General features: G+C 70.9%; 23 protein-coding genes and 1 tRNA gene. 8 read left to right on the plus strand and 16 right to left on the minus strand.

All coding sequences use genetic code 11. The annotated features are described in order from the left end of the window. Positions 1-54: 54 nt before the first annotated feature. From ABD346_RS02535 to ABD346_RS02545, 3 genes are all read right to left on the minus strand, one after another. Positions 55-873, minus strand: coding sequence for a YceI family protein (locus ABD346_RS02535; RefSeq protein WP_344371117.1), 819 nt, complete (start codon positions 871-873; stop codon positions 55-57). A 185-nt stretch (positions 874-1058) separates the two neighbouring features. Further along, positions 1059-3449: an MFS transporter gene (locus tag ABD346_RS02540; RefSeq protein WP_465270248.1), complete on the minus strand. Its 2391-nt coding sequence runs from the start codon at positions 3447-3449 to the stop codon at positions 1059-1061. A gap of 147 nt (positions 3450-3596) precedes the next feature. After that, positions 3597-4070: a MarR family winged helix-turn-helix transcriptional regulator gene (locus ABD346_RS02545; RefSeq protein ID WP_344371119.1), complete on the minus strand. Its 474-nt coding sequence runs from the start codon at positions 4068-4070 to the stop codon at positions 3597-3599. Between the two features lie 680 nt (positions 4071-4750). Here ABD346_RS02545 and ABD346_RS02550 point away from each other — a divergent pair. Further along, on the plus strand, positions 4751-4969 hold the full coding sequence (locus tag ABD346_RS02550; RefSeq protein ID WP_344371120.1) for a hypothetical protein: 219 nt from the start codon (positions 4751-4753) through the stop codon (positions 4967-4969). A gap of 73 nt (positions 4970-5042) precedes the next feature. Here ABD346_RS02550 and ABD346_RS02555 read toward each other — a convergent pair whose 3' ends face one another. The 9 genes from ABD346_RS02555 to ABD346_RS02595 form a co-directional block, all read right to left on the minus strand. Further along, entirely contained in the window at positions 5043-5816 is a 774-nt protein-coding gene (locus tag ABD346_RS02555; RefSeq protein WP_344371122.1) for a hypothetical protein, read from the minus strand. Positions 5817-5875: 59 nt separating this feature from the next. Then, a complete protein-coding gene (locus ABD346_RS02560; RefSeq protein ID WP_053725878.1) occupies positions 5876-6727 on the minus strand; it encodes an RNA polymerase sigma factor SigF in 852 nt (283 codons plus the stop codon). A gap of 245 nt (positions 6728-6972) precedes the next feature. Then, positions 6973-7848, minus strand: coding sequence for an RNA polymerase sigma factor SigF (locus ABD346_RS02565; RefSeq protein WP_344371124.1), 876 nt, complete (start codon positions 7846-7848; stop codon positions 6973-6975). A 220-nt stretch (positions 7849-8068) separates the two neighbouring features. Beyond that, positions 8069-8362, minus strand: a complete 294-nt coding sequence (locus ABD346_RS02570) for a Dabb family protein (RefSeq protein ID WP_344371125.1) — start codon at positions 8360-8362, stop codon at positions 8069-8071. Between the two features lie 43 nt (positions 8363-8405). Continuing rightward, on the minus strand, positions 8406-8567 hold the full coding sequence (locus ABD346_RS02575; protein ID WP_189965863.1) for a hypothetical protein: 162 nt from the start codon (positions 8565-8567) through the stop codon (positions 8406-8408). A 435-nt stretch (positions 8568-9002) separates the two neighbouring features. After that, positions 9003-9087: transfer RNA gene (locus ABD346_RS02580), tRNA-Ser, on the minus strand. Between the two features lie 58 nt (positions 9088-9145). Further along, positions 9146-9574: a tRNA adenosine(34) deaminase TadA gene (gene tadA, locus ABD346_RS02585; RefSeq protein WP_344371126.1), complete on the minus strand. Its 429-nt coding sequence runs from the start codon at positions 9572-9574 to the stop codon at positions 9146-9148. A 44-nt stretch (positions 9575-9618) separates the two neighbouring features. After that, complete coding sequence (locus ABD346_RS02590) at positions 9619-10167, minus strand: tRNA adenosine deaminase-associated protein (protein ID WP_344371212.1); 549 nt, start codon at positions 10165-10167, stop codon at positions 9619-9621. 273 nt (positions 10168-10440) lie between these two features. Further along, positions 10441-10620: a hypothetical protein gene (locus ABD346_RS02595; protein ID WP_344371127.1), complete on the minus strand. Its 180-nt coding sequence runs from the start codon at positions 10618-10620 to the stop codon at positions 10441-10443. Between the two features lie 123 nt (positions 10621-10743). On the opposite strand from ABD346_RS02595, the gene upp reads away from it, so the two are divergent. After that, complete coding sequence (gene upp, locus ABD346_RS02600; RefSeq protein ID WP_114038765.1) at positions 10744-11379, plus strand: uracil phosphoribosyltransferase; 636 nt, start codon at positions 10744-10746, stop codon at positions 11377-11379. Positions 11380-11407: 28 nt separating this feature from the next. On the opposite strand, the gene ABD346_RS02605 is transcribed toward upp, so the two are convergent. Both ABD346_RS02605 and ABD346_RS02610 read right to left on the minus strand, forming a co-directional pair. Then, positions 11408-12031: a LytR C-terminal domain-containing protein gene (locus ABD346_RS02605; protein ID WP_344371128.1), complete on the minus strand. Its 624-nt coding sequence runs from the start codon at positions 12029-12031 to the stop codon at positions 11408-11410. A gap of 113 nt (positions 12032-12144) precedes the next feature. After that, entirely contained in the window at positions 12145-12441 is a 297-nt protein-coding gene (locus ABD346_RS02610; protein WP_053725882.1) for a type II toxin-antitoxin system VapB family antitoxin, read from the minus strand. 309 nt (positions 12442-12750) lie between these two features. Between ABD346_RS02610 and ABD346_RS02615 the strand changes: the two genes are divergently transcribed. Continuing rightward, positions 12751-14232: a helicase HerA-like domain-containing protein gene (locus tag ABD346_RS02615; protein WP_344371213.1), complete on the plus strand. Its 1482-nt coding sequence runs from the start codon at positions 12751-12753 to the stop codon at positions 14230-14232. Positions 14233-14529: 297 nt separating this feature from the next. On the opposite strand, the gene ABD346_RS02620 is transcribed toward ABD346_RS02615, so the two are convergent. Beyond that, positions 14530-15108, minus strand: coding sequence for an HhH-GPD-type base excision DNA repair protein (locus ABD346_RS02620; RefSeq protein ID WP_344371130.1), 579 nt, complete (start codon positions 15106-15108; stop codon positions 14530-14532). 295 nt (positions 15109-15403) lie between these two features. Here ABD346_RS02620 and ABD346_RS02625 point away from each other — a divergent pair, with 295 nt between their 5' ends. The 5 genes from ABD346_RS02625 to ABD346_RS02645 all read left to right on the plus strand — a co-directional run bounded on the left by ABD346_RS02625 (position 15404) and on the right by ABD346_RS02645 (position 21987). After that, complete coding sequence (locus ABD346_RS02625; protein ID WP_344371132.1) at positions 15404-17647, plus strand: terpene synthase family protein; 2244 nt, start codon at positions 15404-15406, stop codon at positions 17645-17647. Between the two features lie 177 nt (positions 17648-17824). Beyond that, positions 17825-18748 (plus strand): cation diffusion facilitator family transporter, encoded by a 924-nt coding sequence (locus tag ABD346_RS02630; RefSeq protein ID WP_344371134.1) that lies wholly within the window; start codon positions 17825-17827, stop codon positions 18746-18748. A gap of 35 nt (positions 18749-18783) precedes the next feature. Then, complete coding sequence (locus tag ABD346_RS02635; protein WP_344371135.1) at positions 18784-19644, plus strand: SDR family oxidoreductase; 861 nt, start codon at positions 18784-18786, stop codon at positions 19642-19644. Between the two features lie 77 nt (positions 19645-19721). After that, a complete protein-coding gene (locus ABD346_RS02640) occupies positions 19722-21251 on the plus strand; it encodes an alpha/beta hydrolase (protein WP_344371137.1) in 1530 nt (509 codons plus the stop codon). Between the two features lie 247 nt (positions 21252-21498). Then, complete coding sequence (locus ABD346_RS02645) at positions 21499-21987, plus strand: GNAT family N-acetyltransferase (RefSeq protein WP_344371215.1); 489 nt, start codon at positions 21499-21501, stop codon at positions 21985-21987. A gap of 52 nt (positions 21988-22039) precedes the next feature. Here the strand turns inward: ABD346_RS02645 and ABD346_RS02650 are convergent, their stop codons facing one another. After that, complete coding sequence (locus tag ABD346_RS02650; protein WP_344371138.1) at positions 22040-23242, minus strand: hypothetical protein; 1203 nt, start codon at positions 23240-23242, stop codon at positions 22040-22042. Positions 23243-23274 lie beyond the last annotated feature (32 nt).

Below are 23274 nucleotides of genomic sequence, written 5' to 3' on the forward strand. Positions count from 1 at the left end.
GCACTCGGCCCCCGTCGGCGCGCAGGCAAAGTGCCGCCCCCCGACCCGGCAGGGTCAGACGCCGGGCAGGGTCGCACCCTGCACGGTCTGGATGTCCAGTTCGACCCGCAGCGTCGTGCCGATCGCCGAGATCCCCGCCTGCACAACCTGGTTGTAGTTCATCGCGAAATCCTCGCGCCGAAGCTCCGCCGTCGCCCGGTACGCCGCCCGCACCCCGCCCCACGGGTCCGGTCCCGTACCGAGGTATGTGAGGTCGAGGTCGACCTCGCGGAGCACTCCGTGCAGGGACAGCGAACCCCGTACTGTCCAGCGGTCCGGCCCCGCCGGGACCAGGTCCGTGCTGCGGTAGGTGATCTCCGGGAAGCGCTCGACGTCCAGGAAGTCGGGGGATTTCAGGTGCCCGTCGCGCATCGCGTTCCCCGTGTCGATGGACGCCGCCCCGATGACCGCCTCGACCCGCGACTTCTCCAGGTCCTCCGCGATCTCGATCCGCCCGCCGAACTCCCCGAACCGCCCGTGCACACTGGAGATCCCCAGGTGCTGGGCGACCGCGCCGACGGACGAGTGCGCCGGGTCGATCGTCCAGGGGCCCGGCGGCGGAAGCTCCACACCGCCCTGCCGGGCCAGCACCACCGTGCCGACCGCGGCCCGGCCGCTCGCCGTGACCAGCGCGGTGGAGGCGGCGGGCGCGTACCCGACGGCCGTCACGATCACCGTGTACGGGCCCGGCGCGAGCGCCACGTCCGCCGCGACCGAGCCGTCCTCCGCCGCCGAGGCGCGCAGCACCTGCGTGCCGGTCATGTCGGTCATCGTCACCACGGCGTGCGAAACCGCCCAGCCGTCGCGCGTCCGTACCTGTGCCCGCAGTCCCATCCCGTTTTCTCTCCTCAAGTGCAAAAGGCCAAGTGCAAAAGGCCGGGCCCCGGGGGCGGGGCGGCCGGCCGTCCCCTGCCCGCCGCCCCTTCCCCGGGGCCCATTTCCACGCCGGGTGCGACGACCGCCTCCGCTCGAAGCGGCGCCGCACCCGGGGGTCTGAGGGGGCACCTGGGTGCCCCCGACTACTCGCCCGGGTGGGCGAGTTCGATGTCGTGGCCGTCCACGCCACGGCCGGTCACGGTGAGCGAGCCGGCCACCGGCGGGTAGCCGGTCGCGATCAGCGTGTACTCGCCGGAGTTCAGGTCGGCGAAGGCGTACGCGCCGTCGTCGCCCGTCGTCGTGCCCGCGACCACGTTGCCCGCCGCGTCGAGCAGCGTGACCCGCGCATCGGCCAGCGGACGCCGGTCGCCGCCGCCCCGGATCGTGCCCTGGACCAGCGCGCCGGCCTGGAGCGCGGCCTCGATACGGGTCACGCCGTACCCCGCGATCTCCACCGGCAGCGCCAGCGGGCGGAACCCGTCCGCGTTGACCGCCACCGTGACCTGGCCCGGAACCAGCTCACCGAAGGTGAACTCGCCCGCCGCGCCCGACTTGCCCGTCGCGAGGAGATCCCCGCGCACATCGGTCACGATCACCATCGCGCCCTCGACGGGCGCCCCGGTCTCGGCCGCCTTCACCGCGCCCGTGAGGCCACTCGTGCCGGACAGGAGGATGTCGTACGCGAGCGCCTCGGTGCCCACGACCACGGTCGAGGCCTGCGGCTGGAAGCCGTCGGCGGCCGCGATCAGGACGTACGAACCGGCGCCCGGCGCGGCGAGCAGGTACCCGCCGTCGGGCCCCGCCACCGCGCGGCCGAGCTGGCTGCCGCCGAGCGAGATCAGCGTGACGGCGGCGGAGGCGACGGGCGCCCCCTCGGCCGCACGGACCGTACCGCGCACCGGAATGCCGTCGAGCGTGCTTTCAGCGACCGGAGCCTCAACCGCCGTCGCCTGAGCGGGGATTGATGCCGGAGCCGGAGCGGCGGCGGCCACCTGCCCGGCCTCGGACTCGGCCTCGGACTTGGCCGCGCCGACCGCGTTCGTACGCAGCGGAATCTCCTTGATGAACAGGGTGATCAGGAACGCGAGCAGCGCGCACGGTGCCGCGTACAGGAACACATCGCCGACCCCGTGCCCGTACGCGCTCTCGATGACGGTGCGGATCGGTGCGGGCAGCGTGGCCAGGTCCGGGATGGTGCCGGAGCCGCCGCCGCTCTTGGCCGCCGCGGCGCCCTGCGGGCCGAGCGCGGTGAGTCCGTCGGTGACGTAGTGGGTGACCCGGTTGGCCATGACCGCGCCGAGCGCCGAGACGCCGACCGCACCACCGAGGGAGCGGAAGAAGACGACGACGGAGGAGGCCGAGCCGAGGTCGGCGGGGGAGACCTGGTTCTGCGTGCAGAGCACCAGGTTCTGCATCATCATGCCGATGCCGAGGCCCATCAGCGCCATGTAGATCGCGAGGTGCCAGTACGGGGTGTCGTAGCGCATCGTGCCGAGCAGACCGAGGCCCGCCGTCACCAGCACACCGCCGCTGACCAGCCAGGCCTTCCACTTGCCGGTCTTGGTGATGACCTGCCCGGACACGGTGGACGCGATGAACAGTCCGCCGATCATCGGGATCGTCATGACGCCGGACATCGTCGGCGTCTTGCCGCGCGCCAGCTGGAAGTACTGGGAGAAGAAGACCGTACCGGCGAACATCGCGACACCCACGAAGAGCGAGGCGAGCGAGGCGAGGGTGATGGTGCGGTTGCGGAAGAGGCGCAGCGGGATGATCGGCTCGCTGGCCTTCGACTCGGCGAACACGAACAGCGCGCCGAGCACGATCGAGCCGCCGACCATCGCGTACGTCTGCCACGAGATCCAGTCGTACTTGTTGCCCGCGAAGGTCACCCAGACCAGGAGCAGCGAGACCGCGGCGCTGATCAGGAAGGCGCCGGTCCAGTCGACCTTGACGTCCCGCTTCACGACGGGGAGCTTCAGGGTCTTCTGCAGGACGATGAGCGCGATGATCGCGAACGGCACACCGACGTAGAAGCACCAGCGCCAGCCGAGCCAGTCGGTGTCGGTGATCAGGCCGCCGAGCAGCGGTCCGCCAACCGTCGCAACCGCGAACGTGGCGCCGAGGTAGCCGCTGTAACGGCCGCGCTCCCGCGGCGAGATCATGGCGGCCATGATGATCTGGGCGAGTGCGGACAGCCCGCCGACGCCGATGCCCTGGACGACCCGGCAGGCGATGAGCATGCCCGAGCTCTGGGACAGACCGGCCACGATCGAGCCGGAGACGTATATGACCAGGGCTATCTGGACCAGCAGCTTCTTGCTGAACAGGTCCGAGAGCTTGCCCCACAGCGGGGTGGTCGCGGTCATCGCCAGCAGCGAGGCCGTCACGACCCAGGTGTACGCGGACTGGCCGCCGCCCAGGTCGCTGATGATGTGCGGCAGGGCGTTGGAGACGATCGTCGAGGACAGGATGGCGACGAACATGCCGAGCAGCAGCCCGGACAGCGCCTCCATGATCTGCCGGTGAGTCATCGGCGCGCCGTCACCGGCGGGCGCGTGCCCGCCATGCCTGGCGTGGCCGCCCCGCACACCGGCTGGTGTGGTCGTAGCCATGAAATTCCTTGTCTTGTACGTCTGTTGGGCAGGTGTACGGGTGTGGTGCTGGTGGTTCTGGTGGTGCTAAGCGGGTGTACGGGTGGTCTCGGGGGCCCGGACGTGGGGCGCCCGGCAGTCTCCGAAGGAGTCGCGCAGGCGGGCCAGCATCGTGTTGAGCTGACCGACCTCGTCGTCGGTCCAGTCCTTGAGGGTGTGCGCGAACATCTCCGTGGTGCGCAGCCCGAGATCGTCGATCATGACCTGGCCGGCGGGGGTGAGCCGCAGGATCCGCGAGCGCTTGTCGGCGGGGTCGGCGGACCGCTCGATCCAGCCGCGTTGCGCGACGTGCGCGACGTGACGGCTCGTCACCGACATGTCTACGGCGAGGAGTTCGGCGAGCCTGCTGATCCGCATCTCGCCGTGCCGCTCCAGGAGGGTGAGCACGGCGGCGGACCCGCCCGGGCACTCGGGCGGCAGGATCCGCGCGAGCCCGCGCTTGACGGCCCCGATGGCGCTGAGCTGCCGGGCCAGCTCCTCGTAGAGACTCTGTGCGGCCATGAACGACACCTCCCGACATCTTGTTGCTTCGGGCAACCATAAGATTGTTGGTTGCCGAAGGCAAACGAAATCCCCTCTGTGGCGGTAAAGGGTGAGCAAAGCCTTTGCATGCGGGAAGTTAAGGTGCAGGTGGGGGGTGGTGCGGGGGGCTGCGCCCCAGACCCGGTGGGACCTCACCCCGCCCCTTCCCGCTGCAACACTCTGCGGCTCCGCCGCGTGAGCGCCGGGGGGACGTCTTTCGGCTGCGGGCCGTGCGTGGTTGCTCGCTCCCCCAAGTTCTCGGCTCCGCTCGAACAGGGGGGACCCCCATCGCGGCGGAGCCGCACAATGTCACAGCCCCGCGCCCCCAGCAGCGTTATTGCCGGCCCGCACCGGAGCATCTTCAGCCCGTCATGGGTCCCCCCTGGCCCTTGATGCCTTGGGGGAGGTTGAGGACGAGCGCCCTTGAGGCGCGAACGGGGTCGGTGGCGGAGCCCCGGGAGAACCGGCTTCAGCCGACTTCCAACCCCCCGGCGGCCACGCGGCGGAGCCGCAGAGTGTTACAGCGGGGCGGGGTGGCCTCCCGGGGTCCGGGGCGGAGCCCCGGGGCACCCGGCTTCCTCTCCCCTCCCGGCCCCCGGAGGGTTCGTGCGGGGGGCGGGGGTTGGGCCGGACCCCCATCTTCGCTAGGGTCCTGCCCCATGGCACACAACCCCCACGCGCCCCAGGGTCCCGAGGGCAACTACGACCCGGCGGGCTCCACGCAGATGTTCCGCGCCTTCGTCGACGAGGGTGCCCCGCAGGGCCGCCAGGCGGCAACCCCGGCAGCGGCTCCGGCGGGCCCACGGGTCGGTCTGATCGTCGGAGTGGTCGCGGTGATCGTCGTCCTCGCGGCGGTGGCCTGGCTGGCCCTGGGCTAGACAAAGCCGGCCCCTTGCGGCGACTCGGCCGATGCGGGCGGCGGGAAGGGGCGGGGCGGGGAATCCGCAGCCCCTACCCCCAACTGGCCGTGACCGACCGCGTCTCCACATGCATCCCCAGCGGCACCCGCCACGCCTCGACACACACCCCGTACGTATGTGAGACCGCCCCACCCGCCGGGATCGGCAGCGGCAGAGCCTGGCTGGAGGTAATGGTCGCCCAGTCCACCCCGAGCATCCCGACAATGTGCGTCGCGAACACGACGCTGCCCGACTTCACCGCCGTACCCCCGCTGTTGCGGAACTGGACGGTGACCTTCTCGCACCACCGGTGATCCCCCGCCGAACGGCTGGGCGCCCCGAGGCCGAGCACCGCGGGCCCGGCGGGTTTGGCGGAGCCGGAGGGCGTACCGGACGGGGAGGCGGGAGCGCCCGGGGCTTCGGGCGCGCCCGAAGAGCCGCCCGATCCCGAACGCCCGGGTGCGGCAGGGGACTTCGAAGGGTTCCCCGGAACCACCGGCGTGGCGGGTGTCCGCCCCGCCGAGGCGCCCGGCCCCGGCGGCATCGAAGGCGTACCAGTGCCGGGGTCGGTACCGGGACCCGTACTTGGGCCAGGACCCGTACCCGCGGCCCCGGACGGTCCCGGCGCGGCCGAACCGTCCAGCGGGACCAGCTCGATCCCGTCCCGCGGCGGCACCGCGTGATCCGGTGCCGAGGGGCCGGGACCCGCGGCCCCGACCGCCACGTACCCGGACCGCTCCCCGCCGCCGGCGCAGGCGGCGAGGGTGCCGCCCAGGCCCAGTACCACCACCGCCGAGACACCGATCAGCGCAGCGCGTCGTCGCATCGCGCCAGTGTGTCTGACGGAGCGTCAATAAACCAGAGGGGAACGGGAGTCGAGGAGGGTCAGTCGGAGATGAGGCCTTCGCGGAGCTGGGCCAGCGTGCGGGTGAGCAGGCGCGAGACGTGCATCTGCGAGATGCCGACCTCCTCGCCGATCTGCGACTGCGTCATGTTCGCGAAGAAGCGGAGCATGATGATCTGCCGCTCCCTGGGCGGGAGTTTGGCGAGCAGGGGCTTGAGCGACTCCCGGTACTCGACGCCTTCGAGCGCCGTGTCCTCGTAGCCGAGCCGGTCCGCGAGCGAGCCCTCGCCGCCGTCGTCCTCGGTGGCGGGCGAGTCGAGCGAGGAGGCGGTGTAGGCGTTGCCGACCGCGAGCCCGTCGACCACGTCCTCCTCGGACACGCCGAGAACGGCCGCCAGTTCGGGGACAGTTGGCGAGCGGTCGAGCTTCTGGGCGAGTTCGTCGCTGGCCTTGGTGAGGGCGAGCCGCAGCTCCTGGAGGCGGCGCGGCACCCGTACCGACCACGAGGTGTCGCGGAAGAACCGCTTGATCTCGCCGACGACCGTGGGCATCGCGAACGTCGGGAATTCCACGCCGCGTTCGCAGTCGAAACGGTCGATCGCCTTGATCAGACCGATCGTGCCGACCTGGACGATGTCCTCCATCGGCTCGTTGCGGCTGCGGAAACGAGCCGCCGCGTACCGCACGAGCGGCAGGTTGAGCTCGATGAGTGTGTCGCGTACATACGTACGCTCCGGGCTGTCGGTGTCCAGCGTGGCGAGGCGCAGGAACAGGGAGCGGGACAGCGTGCGGGTGTCGATGGCTGCGGTGTTTGCGGCGTGTCGGCGCACGGTCGGTGCGGGTGCGCTCTTGGTGAGCGTGAGCACCTTCGAGCTGCCCTGTTCTGCGGACATGCCACCCCCTTGAGGTCGCGGACGGTCGCGTCGGGCCACGACCATCGGAGGAAGCAGCCTCCACCTGAATACCGGAGGCGGGGCTGCGGCAAACGCGGTTTCCGCAGAATGTCACATGTCGGCAACACGCTGTAGTGACATGTCGACAAGGTGGGCCGGAGTACGTGCAGGAAACAGGGGGTGTGGGGTTTTTCGGCCGGAAATTTTTGCCGGCCCGAGACGGGAACCCGGCTCACTCGAACCGGTTATGCCTCGATTCGATTTGCGGATCGAAGTCGGGCGAAGCTCCTGGCGAGGAGCCTTGACACATGCATCTGCGACACTCCCAATTCCTGACTGATCTGGGACTGCGTCAGATTGCTGTAATAGCGGAGCATCAGGATCCGCTGTTCGCGTTCGGGCAGTTGTACGAGAAGGTGGCGGACCAGATCGCGGTGTTCGACACCGGCGAGCGCGGGGTCCTCGTAACCGAGCCGGTCGAGCAGACCGGGCAGCCCGTCGCCCTCCTGGGCGGCCTCCAGTGAGGTCGCGTGGTACGAGCGGCCCGCCTCGATGCAGGCGAGCACCTCGTCCTCGCCGATCCTGAGCCGCTCGGCGATCTCGGCGGTGGTGGGGGAGCGCCCGTGCAGGGTCGTGAGGTCCTCCGTGGCGCCGTTCACCTGCACCCAGAGCTCGTGCAGGCGGCGCGGGACGTGCACGGTGCGGACGTTGTCGCGGAAGTACCGCTTGATCTCGCCGACGACGGTGGGCATCGCGAAGGTGGGGAACTGGACGCCGCGGTCCGGGTCGAACCGGTCGATCGCGTTGATCAGCCCGATCGTGCCGACCTGGACGACGTCCTCCATGGGTTCGTTGCGGGAGCGGAAGCGGGAGGCCGCGTACCGCACCAGCGGCAGGTTGGCCTCGATCAGTGCCCCGCGCACCCGGCCGTGCTCCTCGGTGCCCGGCGTGAGCTCCTTGAGCTGGCCGAAGAGCACCTGGGTGAGGGCGCGGGTGTCGGCGCCCCTGGTGGACGTTCTGGCGGGGCCTCTGGGGCCCTCCGAGGAGTCCTGGGCGGGCACTTCGGGGGCGTCCTGGGGCTCGTTCTGGGGCGGCACTTGAGGCGTAGTACTGGCCGGCACGGTCACGCCACCCCTTAGTCCTCGGTCAACTCATCCGTCAAAAGCGGTCATAGCATCACAAGACATGTCCACTGTGTGCAAGCACCGTATAACCACGTGTTGAGGGCAAGTTGGGGCAGATGGCCCCCGTCTGAGGGTGACGCGGGCACGAAAAAGCCCCGCACCTCTCAGATGCGGGGCCGGGCTGCGTACCGGGTCCGTCAGGGGACCGGGTGGCCGCTCAGAACGGGTAGTCGGCGATCACCCAGGTGGCGAATTCGCGCCACAGGCCGGCCGCGGCCTGGTGGGCGGGGTGTTCCAGGTACCGCTTCAGCGCGTCCGCGTCCGCCACGGCGGAGTTGATGGCGAAGTCGTACGCGATCGGCCGGTCGGTGATGTTCCAGGCGCACTCCCAGAACTCGATCTCGGGCACGATCCCGTCGAGCTCCTGGAACGCCTTCACGCCGGCGACCACACGCTCGTCGTCGCGCGCGACGCCCTCGTTGAGCTTGAACAGGACCAGGTGGCGGATCATGAGTTCTCCTACGGCTGCGTCTGTTGCGACGGGGTGGACGGGCTCAACGGACCAGGTTGGTCATGAACTCTCCGACGCCCTTGGCCGCGCTGGATATGCCCTCGAACCCGGTCTGGACCATCCCGGCGGCCTGCACCGGCGACGTGATGATCGTGTACAGCACGAACACCACGGCGATGTAGAGCAGGACCTTCTTGACGTCCACTGTGCCTTGCCCCTCCCCGGCGACGGCGTACCCCTGTTCGGTCGGGTGAGTCTAACCGCCACCTGGCCGGTACTCACCCGGCCTTTAAGGACCAAGGGCCTGGCGATCGGGGCCCTTTGCCCGACGGTAAGGACGTGACGGGAGAGCAGGATGGTTCTTGAGCCCGTCACATCTGGCAGGAATGCGGCGGGCGAGGAACAGGACCTCACTGCGGGGTCCGCGCCGCGCGCTTCCCCCTGACTGCGGCGCAGGACTTGCAGGTTCTGTTCTCGTCGGGGGGAGCGGCTTGTCCCCCCGATGCCGCTTCCCCCGTCCCGACGTCGAAGCCCCGGTCACTTCCCCGACCGGGGCTTCTTCGCACCCCGGCTGCGTTCGTACGGTCCCGCGGAACGGGCATGCAAGAAGGGCCCCGACACTGTCGGGGCCCTTCGGAAGCGGTAGCGGAGGGATTTGAACCCTCGGTGAGTTTCCCCACACTCGCTTTCGAGGCGAGCTCCTTCGGCCGCTCGGACACGCTACCGAGAGAGAGCTTAGCCCAAGGTGGGCCGTGGTTTGAAATCGGTTCTGCGAGACCTGGGTCACCGCTGCCGGAAGAAGGCCGTCAGCTGCGCCGAGCACTCCTCTTCGAGGACGCCCGCGATCACCTCGGGGCGGTGGTTGAGGCGCTGGTCGCGTATGAGGTCCCACAGCGAACCGGCTGCGCCCGCCTTCTCGTCGCGGGCCCCGTAGACGACCCTCTCGATCCGGGACTGCACGATGGCGCCCGCGCACATCACGCACGGCTCCAGGGTGACGACGAGCGTGCAGCCGGTCAGCCGCCACTCGCCCGTCTTCCGCGCCGCGCGCCGGATCGCGAGGACTTCCGCGTGCGCGGTCGGATCGCCGGTCGCCTCGCGTTCGTTGTGCCCGGCCGCGAGGAAGGCGCCGTCCGGGGCCAGCAGGACCGCGCCGACCGGCACATCGCCGGCCGACTCGGCCTGTGCGGCCCCGGCCAGGGCGGAGCGCATCGGCTCCGCCCACCGTTCGCGTACGGGATCGTGCGGGCGGAGCACTAGCGGACGGCCTCCAGGACCTCGGCCGCGCCCAGCGCGTCCGCGATCGTCACGAGGGCGTCGCCGTCGAGCGCCAGGAGGCGGCGCTCGCTCACTCCGAGGTCGGCGAGGATCGCGCTCTCGCCGAGCGGCCCGGCCGGTGCGGCGCCGTCCGACGGGTCGTCGCCGTCCGCCTCGTCCGCGGCCCCGGCCGCTTCGTCCTCGTAGCCGTCCTCCGTGCCGTCGAGGTCAAGGGTGTCCAGCTCGTCCTCCTCGTCGTCCTGGTCGTGGCCGAGCAGTTCGTCGGTGAGCATGGCCCCGTACGAGGAGCGGGCGGCGACGGCGGCGTTCGAGACGAAGACGCGCGGGTCCTCCTCGCCGTCGACGCGGACGACGCCGAACCAGGCGTCCTCCTGCTCGATGAAGACGAGCACCGTGTCGTCGGCCCCGTCGGCTGCTGCTTCCCGGGCCAGGTCGGCCAGATCGGACAGCGTCTCCACATCGTCGAGCTCTGTGTCGCTCGCTTCCCACCCGTCTTCGGTGCGCGCGAGCAGTGCGGCGAAGTACACCGTGACTCTCCCACTGGTCATAGGCGTGCCGGTTGGGGGTCCCCCCGGCTGTGGCTTCATTCGGAATCGTGGCAGAAAACACCGCCGTTGCGAGAGTTCTTCCGCGGTTGCGTTTTTCCGGTCGTCGCGAACGCGGGGTTCGACCCCTCGTGATCACGGGGTCTGACGCACCGTGATCACGAGGCGCGACGCGCCGGGATCACGGGTTCCGGGCCGCCACGGCCAAGGCGTCCCGATCGCCGCGATCACGGGCCCGGGGCGCCGTTCGGGGCGTCACCAGCGGAAGGTCCGCATGCGCATGGCCTGGCGCATCCGGGCGGCGCGGGCGCGCCGGGGCTGGACCCGGTCGCGCAGCGCTTTCGCCTCGTGCAGTTCGCGCAGGAACTGGGCGCGCCGCCGCCGGCGATCCGCGTCGCTCTCCGGTTGCCGCTCGTCGTCGGGCTCGTCCGGCATTGGCTCACACCGCCCCGGGTCGTCTCCTGACTCCCACCTTCCCCCCGTTCGGGTGCTTGACGCCAGCGCCGAAGAGCAGCAGGTGGGACGCGGGGCCGCTACGCCCCGGTTACTGTGGACGTCATGCGGATCCATGTTGTCGACCACCCTCTCGTGGCGCACAAGCTCACCACGCTGCGCGACAAGCGCACCGACTCCCCGACCTTCCGGCGGCTCGCCGACGAGCTGGTCACCCTGCTCGCCTACGAGGCGACCCGGGACGTGCGCACCGAGCAGGTGGACATCGAGACCCCGGTGACGCCGACGACGGGCGTGAAGCTCTCGTACCCGCGTCCCCTGGTGGTCCCGATCCTGCGGGCCGGCCTCGGCATGCTCGACGGCATGGTGCGCCTGCTGCCGACCGCCGAGGTGGGCTTCCTCGGCATGATCCGCAACGAGGAGACCCTGGAGGCCTCCACGTACGCGACCCGCATGCCCGAGGACCTCTCCGGCCGCCAGGTGTACGTCCTGGACCCGATGCTGGCGACCGGCGGCACGCTGGTGGCGGCCATCCGCGAGCTGATCAAGCGGGGCGCCGACGACGTCACCGCCGTGGTGCTGCTCGCCGCGCCCGAGGGCGTCGAGGTCATGGAGCGCGAGCTGGCGGGCACTCCGGTGACCGTGGTGACCGCCTCGGTCGACGAGCGCCTGAACGAGCACGGCTACATCGTGCCGGGCCTGGGCGACGCGGGCGACCGCATGTACGGCACCGCCGACTAGGTCCCTTCGAAGGGTTCTCGCAGCGTTCTCAGCACTTTCCCGAGGGCGCGGGTGCGGGCTTGGCCAGGGCGGCCAGGGCCGTGTCCGCGTCCTTCGGCGTGTTCAGGTCGGCAAACGTCGTCCCCAGAATCAGATCGACGTCCGGCGTGTCGCGCGTGTCGGTCTTCTGCGCGGCGCCCTTGAGCTGGGTGCCGAGTACGGAGAAGGGGCCGCGGGCGGCCGCGGGGGCGCCGAGCAGTATTCCGTTGCCCGGGACCTTCTTGTCGTACTCCTCGGGCGCGTTGCCGACCTTGCCGATCGCGAAGCCTCGCTTCTTCAGCTCGTCGGCGACCGACTTGGCCAGGCCCGCGCGCGGGGTCGCGTTGTAGACGTTGACGGTGATCTGAGCGGGCTTCGGCAGCGCCTGAGGGGCGCCCGAGGTGCCGGGCGACGGGCAGTCCTTCTTGTGGTCCGCGGCAGCATGCGACTTCCCGCCGCCGCCGAACACGTCGATGAGCTGGAGCGTTCCCCAGCCGATCAGGCCGAGGGCCACGATCGCGCCGACCAGCGCGAGGATCAGCCGGCCGCGCTTTCGGGGACGTCGCATCCGCGGGTACGTGTCACCCTTGATGCGGTACTTTCCGCCCATGCCGGGGGGAGTGAGCATGCTCATAGGCGCAGGGTAGTGCCGACCCGCGATGATGCCTACTAAATGATCAACGGTTGGCGCGCGTGTGCGCCCGTATGCGCCTCAAAGGGTCCGAAAGGCTCACCCGGCTGTCGGACTCAGTCCATTTCGAGTACGCGGGCGTGCAGAACCTGGCGCTGCTGGAGCGCCGCCCGAACCGCCCGGTGAAGCCCGTCCTCCAGGTAGAGGTCGCCCTGCCACTTCACGACGTGCGCGAAGAGGTCGCCGTAGAACGTGGAGTCCTCCGCGAGGAGGGTCTCCAGGTCGAGCTGCCCCTTGGTGGTCACGAGCTGATCGAGCCGGACCGGGCGCGGCGCGACGTCCGCCCACTGCCGGGTGCTTTCCCGGCCGTGGTCGGGATAGGGCCGCCCGCTTCCGATGCGCTTGAAGATCACACGGAAAGCCTACCGGGCGAGCGGCTCCGGGCGCAGCCATGGAGCACGAGTGCAATCCTGGGCAAGACCCGGCAAATACGATGCAACCCGACGCGGGGGGCCGTCATGACCGACAGCGACCGGACGGCGGCCGCACCCGAGCCCATGGACGCCGGCGGCCCGGATGAAACCGGGGCGCGGGATCGGAACCCGGCGCCCGCCGACCCGTCCGCGCCCCCTCAGGCCTCCTCCTTGCAGCCTTCGGCCTCCTCCTCGTTGCCGCCGCCCGCCGCCGGGATCGCCGCCGGATACGCCTTCACCGGTCCCGCGATGGAGCTGGGCGCGTTGCTCTGGGACGGCCAGTGCCTCCCGGACGCGCCGATCCGCATCCCCCTCTCCATGCTCAACCGGCACGGCCTGGTGGCCGGGGCCACCGGCACCGGCAAGACCAAGACCCTCCAGCTCATCGCCGAGCAGCTCTCCGCCAACGGCGTGCCGGTCTTCCTCGCCGACGTGAAGGGCGACGTATCGGGCATCTCGTCCCCCGGCAGGCCCGGCGACAAGGTGGCCGAACGGTCCGCCCAGGTCGGCCAGGACTGGGAGGCGGCCGGCTTCCCCTGCGAGTTCTACGGCCTCGGCGGCATCGGCCCCGGCATCCCGGTGCGCGCGACGGTCACGAGTTTCGGCCCGGTTCTCCTGTCGAAAGTGCTGCAGCTCAATCAGACCCAGGAGCAGTCACTGGGCCTGATCTTCCATTACGCGGACAGCAAGGGCCTGGAGCTGTACGACCTGAAAGACCTGAAGGCGGTGGCCGGCTTCCTGGTATCGGACACGGGAAAGGCGGAACTGAAAGGAATCGGCGGCCTGTCATCCGCCACCACCGGGGTGATCCTCCGTTCGATCACGGCGTTCGAGCAGCAGGGGGCGGAATCGTTCTTCGGAGAGCCGGAATTCGACACAAGCGAGCTGCTGCGGTCGGCCCCGGACGGGAGGGGCCTGGTGTCGGTACTGGAACTGCCGGCCGTCCAGGACAAACCCCAGCTCTTCTCCACCTTCCTGATGTGGCTGCTCGCCGACCTCTTCCAGAAGCTGCCCGAGGTCGGGGACGTGGACCGGCCCAAGCTCGTCTTCTTCTTCGACGAGGCGCATCTGCTCTTCAGCGGCGCGTCGAAGGCGTTCCTGGAGTCGATCACGCAGACGGTACGGCTGATCCGCTCCAAGGGGGTGGGCATCTTCTTCGTGACCCAGACCCCCAAAGACGTCCCCGGCGATGTCCTGGCCCAGCTCGGCAACCGCGTCCAGCACGCGCTCAGGGCCTTCACCCCGGACGACGCGAAGGCCCTGAAGGCGACGGTGCGGACCTTCCCGAACTCCCCGTACGACCTGGAGGAACTCCTGACCGGGCTCGGCACGGGCGAGGCGGTCATCACCGTACTGAGCGAGAACGGCGCGCCGACCCCGGTCGCGGCGACGCGCCTGAGAGCCCCGCAGTCCTTGATGGCCCCCCTCGACGCGTCCGCACTGGAGGCGGCCGTCAACTCCTCCCTCCTGTACGCCCGTTACGCGGAGCCGGTGGACCGGGAATCGGCCTTCGAGAAGCTGTCGGAGGCGGAACGGGCGAGGGAGGCGGCAGCGGTGCAGGCCGCACTGGACGCCCCTGCCGAAAAGAGTTCGGCGCCTCCCAGGAAGCAGGATGCGTCGCTGGCGGAGCAGGTGGTGGGGAGCGGGATCTTTCGCTCGCTCGCGAGGTCGGTGGGGACGCAGCTGGGCCGGGAGATTACGCGGTCGCTGTTCGGGACGCGGAGGAGGTAGGGGGAGGAGCAGGGGGCAGGAGGTTCTGCTGAGATCGCCCCACCCCGCCCCTTCCCCAGACCCTCCGGGGGATGGGATCGGCCGCGGCCCGATGGCCGACTCGGCCGCTCCCCGAACGCCGGGGCGCTGGGATCTGCCCCAGCCCGTCCGGGGTCTGAGGACGAGCGCCCTTGAGGCGCGAACGGGGTCTGGGGCGGAGCCCCGGGGTCTTCAACCGCCGACGGGCCCGGGGAAGGGGGAGCCCCGGAAGGGTGGGTCTGGGCGGCGTGCCACGGGCACCCGGAACCCCCTGGCCGCTTACTTACCCCGCGCCGCCGCCTTCGCCTCCTGCTTGTACGCCCGTACCTTCGTCAGCGACTCCGGCCCGGTGATGTCGGCCACCGAGCGGAAGCAATTCGCCTCGCCGTAAGGCCCTGCCGCCTCCCGCCACCCCTTGGGCCGGACTCCGAGCTGCTTTCCCAGGAGCGCGAGGAAGATCTTCGCCTTCTGCTCGCCGAACCCCGGCAGCGCCTTGAGGCGGGCCAGGAGCTCGGCGCCGGTCCCGGCCCCCGTCCACACCCCCGCCGCGTCACCCCCGTACTCCTCGACGAGGAACTGGCAGAGCTGCTGGATGCGCTTGGCCATGGACCCCGGGTAGCGGTGTACGGCCGGCTTCTCCTTGAGGAGCTCCGCGAAGGCCTCGGGGTCGTACGCCGCGATGGCCCCGGCGTCGAGATCGTCCGCCCCCATGCGCCGGGCGATCGTGTACGGGCCGGAGAACGCCCATTCCATGGGGACCTGCTGGTCGAGCAGCATGCCGACCAGCGCGGCCAGCGGGCTGCGGCCGAGCAGCTCGTCGGCCTCGGGCTGCTGGGCGAGCCGAAGGGTTGTGTTCATGCCTAGATGATCGGCGGCCGGGAACGCCGCCGCACGCGGACACCGCCGGACGCGGACACCCCGCCCGGCGCCGGGAGGTCCGTTCGAATCGCCTTCCCCTTCGCATCACGCTTTCGTATGACAGGCCTACGACCCCCGAATGCCCGCGCCCCGGACGGGTAGTTCCGCTCGGACCATCCGTGCGTACCCAGCACGTGCGCACCCGCCATGTGCGCACCGGCCACGTGCGCGCCAGCCGTGTGCGGACCACCCATGTGCATCTCGGGCACGTGTGTATCCAGGAGGGGCCACCGCAGTGAGCCAGCCTTTTGTCCTGCCGGATTTCTATCTGCCGTATCCGGCCCGGCTCAATCCCCATCTGGAGTCCGCCAGAGCGCATTCCCGCACCTGGGCCCGGCAGATGGGCATGCTGGAGGGCTCCGGGATCTGGGAGCCGGAGGACCTCGACGCGCACGACTACGCGCTGCTCTGCTCGTACACCCACCCCGACTGCGACGCGGAGCAGCTCGCCCTGGTCACCGACTGGTACGTGTGGGTGTTCTTCTTCGACGACCACTTCCTGGAGATGTTCAAACGGACCCTGGACCGCAAGGGCGGCAAGGAGTACCTCGACCGGCTGCCCGCGTTCATGCCGATGGACCTCGCCGACGGGTTCCCCGAGGCGACCAACCCGGTCGAGGCGGGCCTGGCCGACCTGTGGGCGCGCACCGTCCCGTCGATGACGCAGGCGTGGCGCGAGCGCTTCGCCATCAGCACCCGCAACCTGCTCAACGAGTCGCTGTGGGAGCTCGCCAACATCAACGCGGGGCGGATCGCCAACCCCGTCGAGTACATCGAGATGCGCCGCAAGGTGGGCGGCGCGCCCTGGTCGGCCGGTCTCATCGAGTACGCCGCGAACGCCGAACTCCCCGCCCGCGTGGCCGGGGCGAGGCCGCTCAGGGTCCTCACCGACGCCTTCGCCGACGCCGTCCACCTGCGCAACGATCTCTTCTCCTACCAGCGGGAGGTGGAGGACGAGGGTGAACTCAGCAATGGCGTACTGGTACTTGAGACCTTCCTCGGGTGCACGACCCAGGAGGCCGCCGAGGCCGTCAATGATCTGCTGACCTCGCGGCTCCAGCAGTTCGAGAACACCGCCCTCGCCGAAGTCCCCGCCCTGTGCCTGGAGAAGGGCCTCACGCCGGACCAGTGCGCGAGCCTCGCCGCGTACGTCAAGGGGCTCCAGGACTGGCAGTCCGGCGGCCACGAGTGGCACATGCGCTCCAGCCGCTACATGAACGAGGACGCCGTCACCGGCCCCTCCCTCTTCAGCGGCGTGCTCGGCACCTCGGCGCTCGACGTCACCACGCTGTTCGGGCGCCCGGCCGCGGCCCGGCAGCGCAGCTTCACGCACGTACCGATGCAGAAGGTCGGCCCGTCGCTGCTGCCCGAGTTCGATGTGCCGTACCCACTGTCGCTCAGCCCACATGTGGCCCGCGCACGTGTGGCGTCCCTCGACTGGGCGGAGCGTATGGGGCTGCTCCACGACGTCTGGGACAGGGAGAAGGTGGCGGGCTACGACTTCGCGCTCTGCTCCGCCGGCCTCGATCCCGACGCGACGCCGGAGGAGCTGGAACTCAGCGCCCAGTGGCTGACCTGGGGCACGTACGGCGACGACTACTACCCGCTGATCTACGGGCGCCAGCGCAACCTGGCCGGGGCCCGGGCGAACAACGAACGGCTCTCCGCGTGCATGCCGGTCGACGAGCCCGGGGCCGGGCTCGCGTCGGCCCGGACCCCCATGGAGCGCAGCCTCGCCGACCTGTGGGCGCGCACCGCGGGACCGATGTCCCCCGAGGCCCGCGCCGCCTTCCGCCGGTCCGTCGAGATCATGCTGGAAAGCTGGCTCTGGGAGCTGCACAACCAGGCCCAGCACCGCATCCCGGACCCCGTCGACTACATCGAGATGCGCCGGAACACCTTCGGGTCCGACCTCACCATGAGCCTCGCGCGGATCCGCCACGCGGGCCAACTGCCGCCCGGGATCTACGAGAGCGGCCCCATCCGCAGCCTGGAGAACGCGGCGGCCGACTACTGCTGTCTGCTCAACGACGTCTTCTCGTACCAGAAGGAGATCGAGTACGAGGGCGAGCTGCACAACGGCATCCTCGTCGTGCAGAACTTCTTCGACTGCGACTACCCGACGGGGCTGCGCATCATCGACGACCTGATGCGCTCGCGGCTGCGCCAGTTCCAGCACGTCATCGACAACGAACTGCCCGTTCTTTACGAGGACTTCGAGCTGGACGAGCACGGGCGGGCGGCGCTCGACAGCTATGTGGCCGAGCTCCAGGACTGGATCGCGGGCATCCTGAACTGGCACGTCTCGACACGCCGCTACAGGGACGAGGACCTGCCGGACACGCTGCCGCATGGCAGCCACCCCCGTACCGCGGCTCAGACGGGGGCGGCCCCGGGGTGGATGCGGCCCACCGGGACGGGGACCTCGGCGGACCGGGTACGGCTGCCCGAGGTGCCGACGGCGGTCGTCCTGCCTTGAGCGGCGGTCGTCGGCCTCTGGGCGGCGGTCGTGGCATCGGTCGCCGTCGTGCCGTCAGTGGCCGTCGTGCCGTCAGCCGCCGTTGTGTCGTCAGCCGCCGTCGTGCCATCAGTGGCGGGAGCCCACACCTCGTGATCCTCTAATGTGCGGGGGCCACACCCGCACGAGGAGGCGCGCATGGGACACGACCACGGCGCTCCCTCGGCCGCATCCGGCACGCTCAGCGGCACCTACCGCAAGCGGCTCCTGTGGACCATCGGCATCAGCGCGTCGATCACCCTCATCCAGGTGGTCGGCGCGCTGCTTTCCGGCAGCCTCGCGCTGCTCGCCGACGCCGCGCACAGCCTCACCGACGCGATCGGGGTCTCCCTCGCGCTGGGCGCGATCACGCTCGCCCAGCGTGCCCCGACACCGCGCCGGACCTTCGGCTTCTACCGGGTGGAGATCTTCTCGGCGGTCCTGAACGCGCTGCTCCTCGCCGCGATCTTCGTCTGGGTCCTGTGGTCGGCGATCCGCCGCTTCAGCGAGCCGGTCGAGGTCAAGGGCGGGCTGATGTTCGCGGTCGCGGTGGGCGGGCTCGCCGCGAACCTGGTGGGTCTGTGGCTCCTCAAGGACGCCAAGGACAAGAGCCTCAACCTGCGCGGCGCCTATCTGGAGGTGCTCGGCGACGCACTGGGCTCGGTCGCGGTGATCGTGGGCGGCCTGATCATCCTGTTCACCGGCTGGCAGGCCGCCGACCCGATCGCCTCCATCGTCATCGGGCTGCTGATCGTGCCGAGGACGTACGGACTGCTGCGCGACGCCCTGCACGTCCTGATGGAGGCGGCTCCGGACGACGTCGACCTCGCCGAGGTGCGCCGCCACCTCCTCGACGAGCCGAGTGTGGTCGCCGTACATGATCTGCACGGTTGGACGGTGACCTCCGGGATGCCTGTGCTCACCGCACATGTGGTGGTGAAGGAGGCGGCCCTGGACGGTGGGTACGGGGCACTGCTCACCCGGCTCCAGAGCTGCGTGGGGGACCACTTCGACGTGGCCCACTCCACGCTCCAGCTGGAACCCGAAGGCCACAGCGAAGCCGCGGAATCCCTCCACACCTGATCGTCAGCGGTGTGGGTGACGGAGGGTTGTCACAGATGGCGAGGCCGTCCCGTCCCCTGGGCATGGACCACATGGAGATCAACCACATAGACGCGAACGACATCCATGACGCCGGAGGCGCCAGCACCCTGCGCATCGCCGTCGCCGGAGGCACCGGCACGCTGGGCCGCCATGTCGTCGACGAGCTGCGGGCGCGCGGGCACAACGTCCGGGTGCTGAGCCGGAGTTCGGCCGAGTACCCGGTCGACCTGTCCACGGGCGAGGGCCTGGAGGCCGCGCTCGCGGGCTGCGACGTGGTGGTCGACGCCGCGAACTCCGTCTCCCCGCGCACCATGCGCGCCACCCTCGTGGACGGCACGAAACACCTGGTCGCGGCGGAGCGCGCGGCCGGCGTGGCCCATCACGTGTGCGTGTCGATCGTGGGCTGCGACCGGGTGCCGATGCCGTACTACAAGGTCAAGGTGGCCCAGGAGAACGCCGTCATGGCAGGCCCGGTGCCGTGGACGATTGTGCGGGCCACGCAGTTCCATGAGCTGATCGCGGGAGTGTTCACGGCGACCGTCCGGGCCCGCGTCCTGCTCGCATCGAGGAACGTGATCATGCAGCCGATGGCGGCCGTGGAGGCTGCCCGGGCCGTCGCGGACGCGGCCGAGGCCGACCCGCGCCACGGCCGTATCGAGGCGGCGGGCCCCGAGCGGACCGACCTGCACACCCTGGCCGCGACCTGGCGCGCCACCACGGCGCGCCGGGCCGCCCTGGTGCCGGCCCCCATCCCCGGCCGCATGGGCCGGGCCCTGCGCGCCGGCCACCTCGCCTCCACCCACCCCGACGCCCGGGGGGTCGTGGGCTTCGCGGAGTGGCTGGGGGAGCGGTCGCCAGGTGGCCACGTAGCGTGAGCGCGGGCTCGGCGCGCGGGTTCCGGCGGCGATGCCTAGCCTGAACGAGGGACTTGGCCTCCTGGAAGGGAGAGCCCATGCTCGCGAGACGTGCAATAGCAGCCGGAGCCGGTGCGGCGGCCCTCGCGCTCATCGGCCCCGCGGCCGAACCCCGCGCCGCCGGGCCGGAGCCGGATCTGAGCCGGTTCTACCAGCAGAAGATCGGCTGGGAACCGTGCAAGCCCACCGAAGGCCAGACGGGCGAACTCCTCGATTCCGTACGGGAGATGGAGTGCAGCACCCTCAGCGTGCCGGTCGACTACGGGGACCTCGGCAAGGGGGCCATATCGCTGGCGCTGGCCCGTTTCAGGACCGCGGCACACGGTAAGGACCGCAAGGGCTCCGTCGTCTTCAACTTCGGCGGCCCCGGCGCCTCCGGGGTCGACGGCCTGGCCGCGTTCCGGCCCGTGGCCGCCGGGATCGGCAAGCACTACGACCTGGTGAGCTTCGACCCGCGCGGCGTCGCGCGCAGCTCCCCCGTGCGCTGCGGCGGCGAGGACGGGCCGGCGCAACTGGAGGGCGAGCGCCAGGACGCGCCGGACACGGGGGCCGCCGCCGTCGCCGAGGCGGAGAGGATCGCGAAGGCGTGCCATGAGAAGACCGGCCCGGTCATCGACCACGTCGGCACGGTCAACGCCTCCCGCGACATGGACATACTGCGCCAGGTGCTCGGTGACAAGAAGCTCAACTACCTGGGGATTTCGTACGGGACGCGGCTCGGCGCGGTCTATGCGAGCCAGTTCCCGAAGAAGACCGGGCGGATGGCCCTGGACGCCGTCGACACCCTGCAGGGCACCGCCGAGCAGGACGCGCTGGTGCAGACGAAGGGGTTCCAGAAGGCGCTCGACGCGTTCTTCGCAGGCTGCGCCCAGCAGAACTGCGAGCTCGGCACCAGCCCGGCGGAGGTCAGGGCGACCTTCGAGACGGCGGTCGCCAAGCTCGCCGACGGCAACGTGGTGACGGGCGCCGACAACCAGGACTTCACCGGCGACAACCTTCGGAGCGCGGTCCAGGCCGCCCTCTACAGCCAGGCCGCCTGGCCCACACTGTCCGCGGGGATCGCCGCCCTCCTTCAGGAGGGCGACCCCACCGTCCTCGCCTCGCTCAACGAGGACGTGGACTACGCGCCGGCCGACAACTCCAACGAGGCGATGCTCGCGATCAACTGCGCGGACGACCCGGTACGGCCCGCCGACCCGGCGAAGGAGTTCGCCGCCGTACAGAAGCAACTCGCCGAGGAATCCCCGTACTTCGGGCCCGGTTCGGCCGGTCGGGCCGTCGCCTGCGCGGGCTGGCCGGCGGGCACCGACTACATCCGCCGGATAGACCACCCCGGCGCGCCCAAGATCCTGGTCGTGGGCGGCAAGGGCGACCCGGCGACGCCGTACCCATGGGCCCAGGACACAGCGAAACGGCTCGGTTCCGGTGTGCTGATGACATACGAGGGTGAGGGGCACGGGGCGTACTCGGCCTCCCAGTGCATCCGCACCAAGGTGGACGCCTTCTTCACGGACGGCACGGTGCCGGCGGAGGGAACGAGCTGCCCGGCGGAGGTACCGGACGAGTAGGGTGCCCGGCGGTAATTCGCTGGCCCGGACCTGGGGCAAATGGAACCATCGGCGGCATATGGATACCCCACATATGTCTCCCGACCACAGGTCTTCCGACCCCATGTCTTCCGACCCCGCGTCTCCCGCCGACACGGCGGACCTGACTGCCGCGGTCTCCGGCGCCACGTCGTCCCCGCATGTGGCTTCCGGCCAGCGCGCGGCTTCCGGCAACACCTGGAGGACGCGAGCCGAGGCGCCCGCAGGCATGGCCGAGGCGGCGGACAGGGCGGCCGTACGAGCCGTGAACCTGGCCGCGTTCCCCACCGCGGACGAGGCCGACCTCGTGGACGCGCTGCGGGACGACCCCGCGTGGATTCCCGGCCTTTCGATGGTGGCCGAGGCACCGGACGGCACGGTCGTGGGCCACGCCCTGCTGACCCGGTGCCGGGTCGGCGACGCCCCGGCGCTGGCCCTCGCGCCGGTCGCGGTGGCGCCCGAGTGCCAGCGCACGGGCGCCGGTTCCGCCGCGGTCCGGGCCGCGCTCGATGCCGCGCGGGAGCTGGGCGAGGACCTGGTCCTGGTGCTCGGCCACCCGGACTACTACCCCCGCTTCGGCTTCACCCCGGCCTCCGGCCTCGGTATCCGCGCCCCCTTCGACGTACCGGACGAGGCGATGATGGCGCTCCGGCTGCGGCCGGACGGGCCGCCCGCGCCGACGGGAGTGATCAGCTACCCGGCACCGTTCGGGGTGTAGGCCTGGCCCGCTATGGGTTGTCCCCCTGTGGGCTGGCTGGCTCCTATGGGTGCTACGCCCACAGAGCGGTGCAGCTCGCCCGCAGCGGTGCCTCCGCAGGACGCCTGAGTGCGCCCAACACCAAAGCGGTGTAACGCTGTTCGGTCACCACATACACCGCAGTCGCCCCGTCCCGGCACTCCACCACCTGCGCCCCGGGGGCGGGCCGGGGGCCCGGGTCGGTCCAGTACGGCGGGCGGACGCGGACGGCCGTGAGGGTGCGGGGCACGGGGCGGCGGGCGATGCGGCCGGCCGGATCGGGAGTGGCGGCGAGCAGCCCCGGGGCGGCCACCAGGTAGCCGAACTCCTCGTGGCCGTAGGGGACTTCGCCGAAGATGGTGCCCGGGAAGCACTGCTCGCCGAGCGGGATCAGGGGGGTCACCTTGATCGTGTCGGTGGTGCGTCGCTGATGACGGCGTGCCAGCCAGACGGCCCCGGCCAGCACCGGCACGGCCCCGACCGCCGTGAGCAGCAGGGCGGTGGGCACCCCGCCGGTGACCCACGGCGTACCGAAGGTGAAGCACGAGATGAGCAGCACCGACGTCAGCGGCACGGTGATCCGCCAGGGCTCGTGCGCGGGCGGCTCGGCGCGCCGGACCCAGCAGTACGCGCTGCGCAGGCACGCCCCTCCCACGCAGAGCAGCACGAGCGCCGCGGCCAGCGGCAGCCGGTAGCCGCCCCGCGGATCCGCCGCCGTGTACTGGCGCAGTCCCCGGAACTCGATGTACCTGATCTCGCCGTGCCAGTACGTGAGTTGGAGCGGGGCGCCGGGCCGCACGGCCGAGAACACCGGCGTACGTCCCTCCATCTTGACGCGCCGCGGCACCCCCGCGATGGGCCGCACCGCCGAAGCGGCCCTGAGGGGGCCGGACTTGAGGCGCCCCGGCAGCGCGCCCGGCCCGTCCTGCACGTGTCCGATGCCCAGCCAGTAGTACGTCGAGCGGTGTTTGTGGTCGGCCGCGGCGGAGGTCACCGTGGCCGCGACGGTGTGTCTGCACTCCGTGGACACCTCGGCGACCGGGCAGCCGGGCGCCGACGCGAACGCCCGCTCCTCGTCGAGCGTGCCGGGCACGGTGGCGAGGAGCAGCCAGCCGGCGACGAGCACGAGTACGGCGCCGATCACCGCGGGGGTGAGGGCGGCCGAGCGGTCTCGGTCCGACGGGGGTCCGCCCTGCTCGAACGAAGTGAAGAGCATGGGGGAGGCGGGTGTGTTCATCGCTCGCCGTTCCTGGCCGCGTACCGTACGAA

Source organism: Streptomyces mauvecolor, assembly GCF_039532965.1.
GTDB classification, from domain to species: domain Bacteria; phylum Actinomycetota; class Actinomycetes; order Streptomycetales; family Streptomycetaceae; genus Streptomyces; species Streptomyces violascens.

Excerpts from the sequence above, each read along its gene's own strand:
- ABD346_RS02595 (WP_344371127.1), bottom strand. The coding sequence starts at position 10,620 with ATGCCGGACGAGCCCGACGACGAGCGGCAACCGGAGAGCGACGCGGAT.
- ABD346_RS02645 (WP_344371215.1), top strand. The coding sequence starts at position 21,499 with ATGGCCGAGGCGGCGGACAGGGCGGCCGTACGAGCCGTGAACCTGGCC.
- ABD346_RS02570 (WP_344371125.1), bottom strand. The coding sequence starts at position 8,362 with ATGATCCGCCACCTGGTCCTGTTCAAGCTCAACGAGGGCGTCGCGCGC.
- ABD346_RS02550 (WP_344371120.1), top strand. The coding sequence starts at position 4,751 with ATGGCACACAACCCCCACGCGCCCCAGGGTCCCGAGGGCAACTACGAC.
- ABD346_RS02620 (WP_344371130.1), bottom strand. The coding sequence starts at position 15,108 with ATGAACACAACCCTTCGGCTCGCCCAGCAGCCCGAGGCCGACGAGCTG.
- ABD346_RS02560 (WP_053725878.1), bottom strand. The coding sequence starts at position 6,727 with ATGTCCGCAGAACAGGGCAGCTCGAAGGTGCTCACGCTCACCAAGAGC.
- ABD346_RS02535 (WP_344371117.1), bottom strand. The coding sequence starts at position 873 with ATGGGACTGCGGGCACAGGTACGGACGCGCGACGGCTGGGCGGTTTCG.
- ABD346_RS02540 (WP_465270248.1), bottom strand. The coding sequence starts at position 3,449 with ATGACTCACCGGCAGATCATGGAGGCGCTGTCCGGGCTGCTGCTCGGC.
- ABD346_RS02630 (WP_344371134.1), top strand. The coding sequence starts at position 17,825 with ATGGGACACGACCACGGCGCTCCCTCGGCCGCATCCGGCACGCTCAGC.
- tadA (WP_344371126.1), bottom strand. The coding sequence starts at position 9,574 with ATGCGCTCCGCCCTGGCCGGGGCCGCACAGGCCGAGTCGGCCGGCGAT.
- ABD346_RS02615 (WP_344371213.1), top strand. The coding sequence starts at position 12,751 with ATGGAGCTGGGCGCGTTGCTCTGGGACGGCCAGTGCCTCCCGGACGCG.
- ABD346_RS02605 (WP_344371128.1), bottom strand. The coding sequence starts at position 12,031 with ATGAGCATGCTCACTCCCCCCGGCATGGGCGGAAAGTACCGCATCAAG.
- ABD346_RS02650 (WP_344371138.1), bottom strand. The coding sequence starts at position 23,242 with ATGAACACACCCGCCTCCCCCATGCTCTTCACTTCGTTCGAGCAGGGC.
- upp (WP_114038765.1), top strand. The coding sequence starts at position 10,744 with ATGCGGATCCATGTTGTCGACCACCCTCTCGTGGCGCACAAGCTCACC.
- ABD346_RS02640 (WP_344371137.1), top strand. The coding sequence starts at position 19,722 with ATGCTCGCGAGACGTGCAATAGCAGCCGGAGCCGGTGCGGCGGCCCTC.
- ABD346_RS02635 (WP_344371135.1), top strand. The coding sequence starts at position 18,784 with ATGGCGAGGCCGTCCCGTCCCCTGGGCATGGACCACATGGAGATCAAC.
- ABD346_RS02555 (WP_344371122.1), bottom strand. The coding sequence starts at position 5,816 with ATGCGACGACGCGCTGCGCTGATCGGTGTCTCGGCGGTGGTGGTACTG.
- ABD346_RS02545 (WP_344371119.1), bottom strand. The coding sequence starts at position 4,070 with ATGGCCGCACAGAGTCTCTACGAGGAGCTGGCCCGGCAGCTCAGCGCC.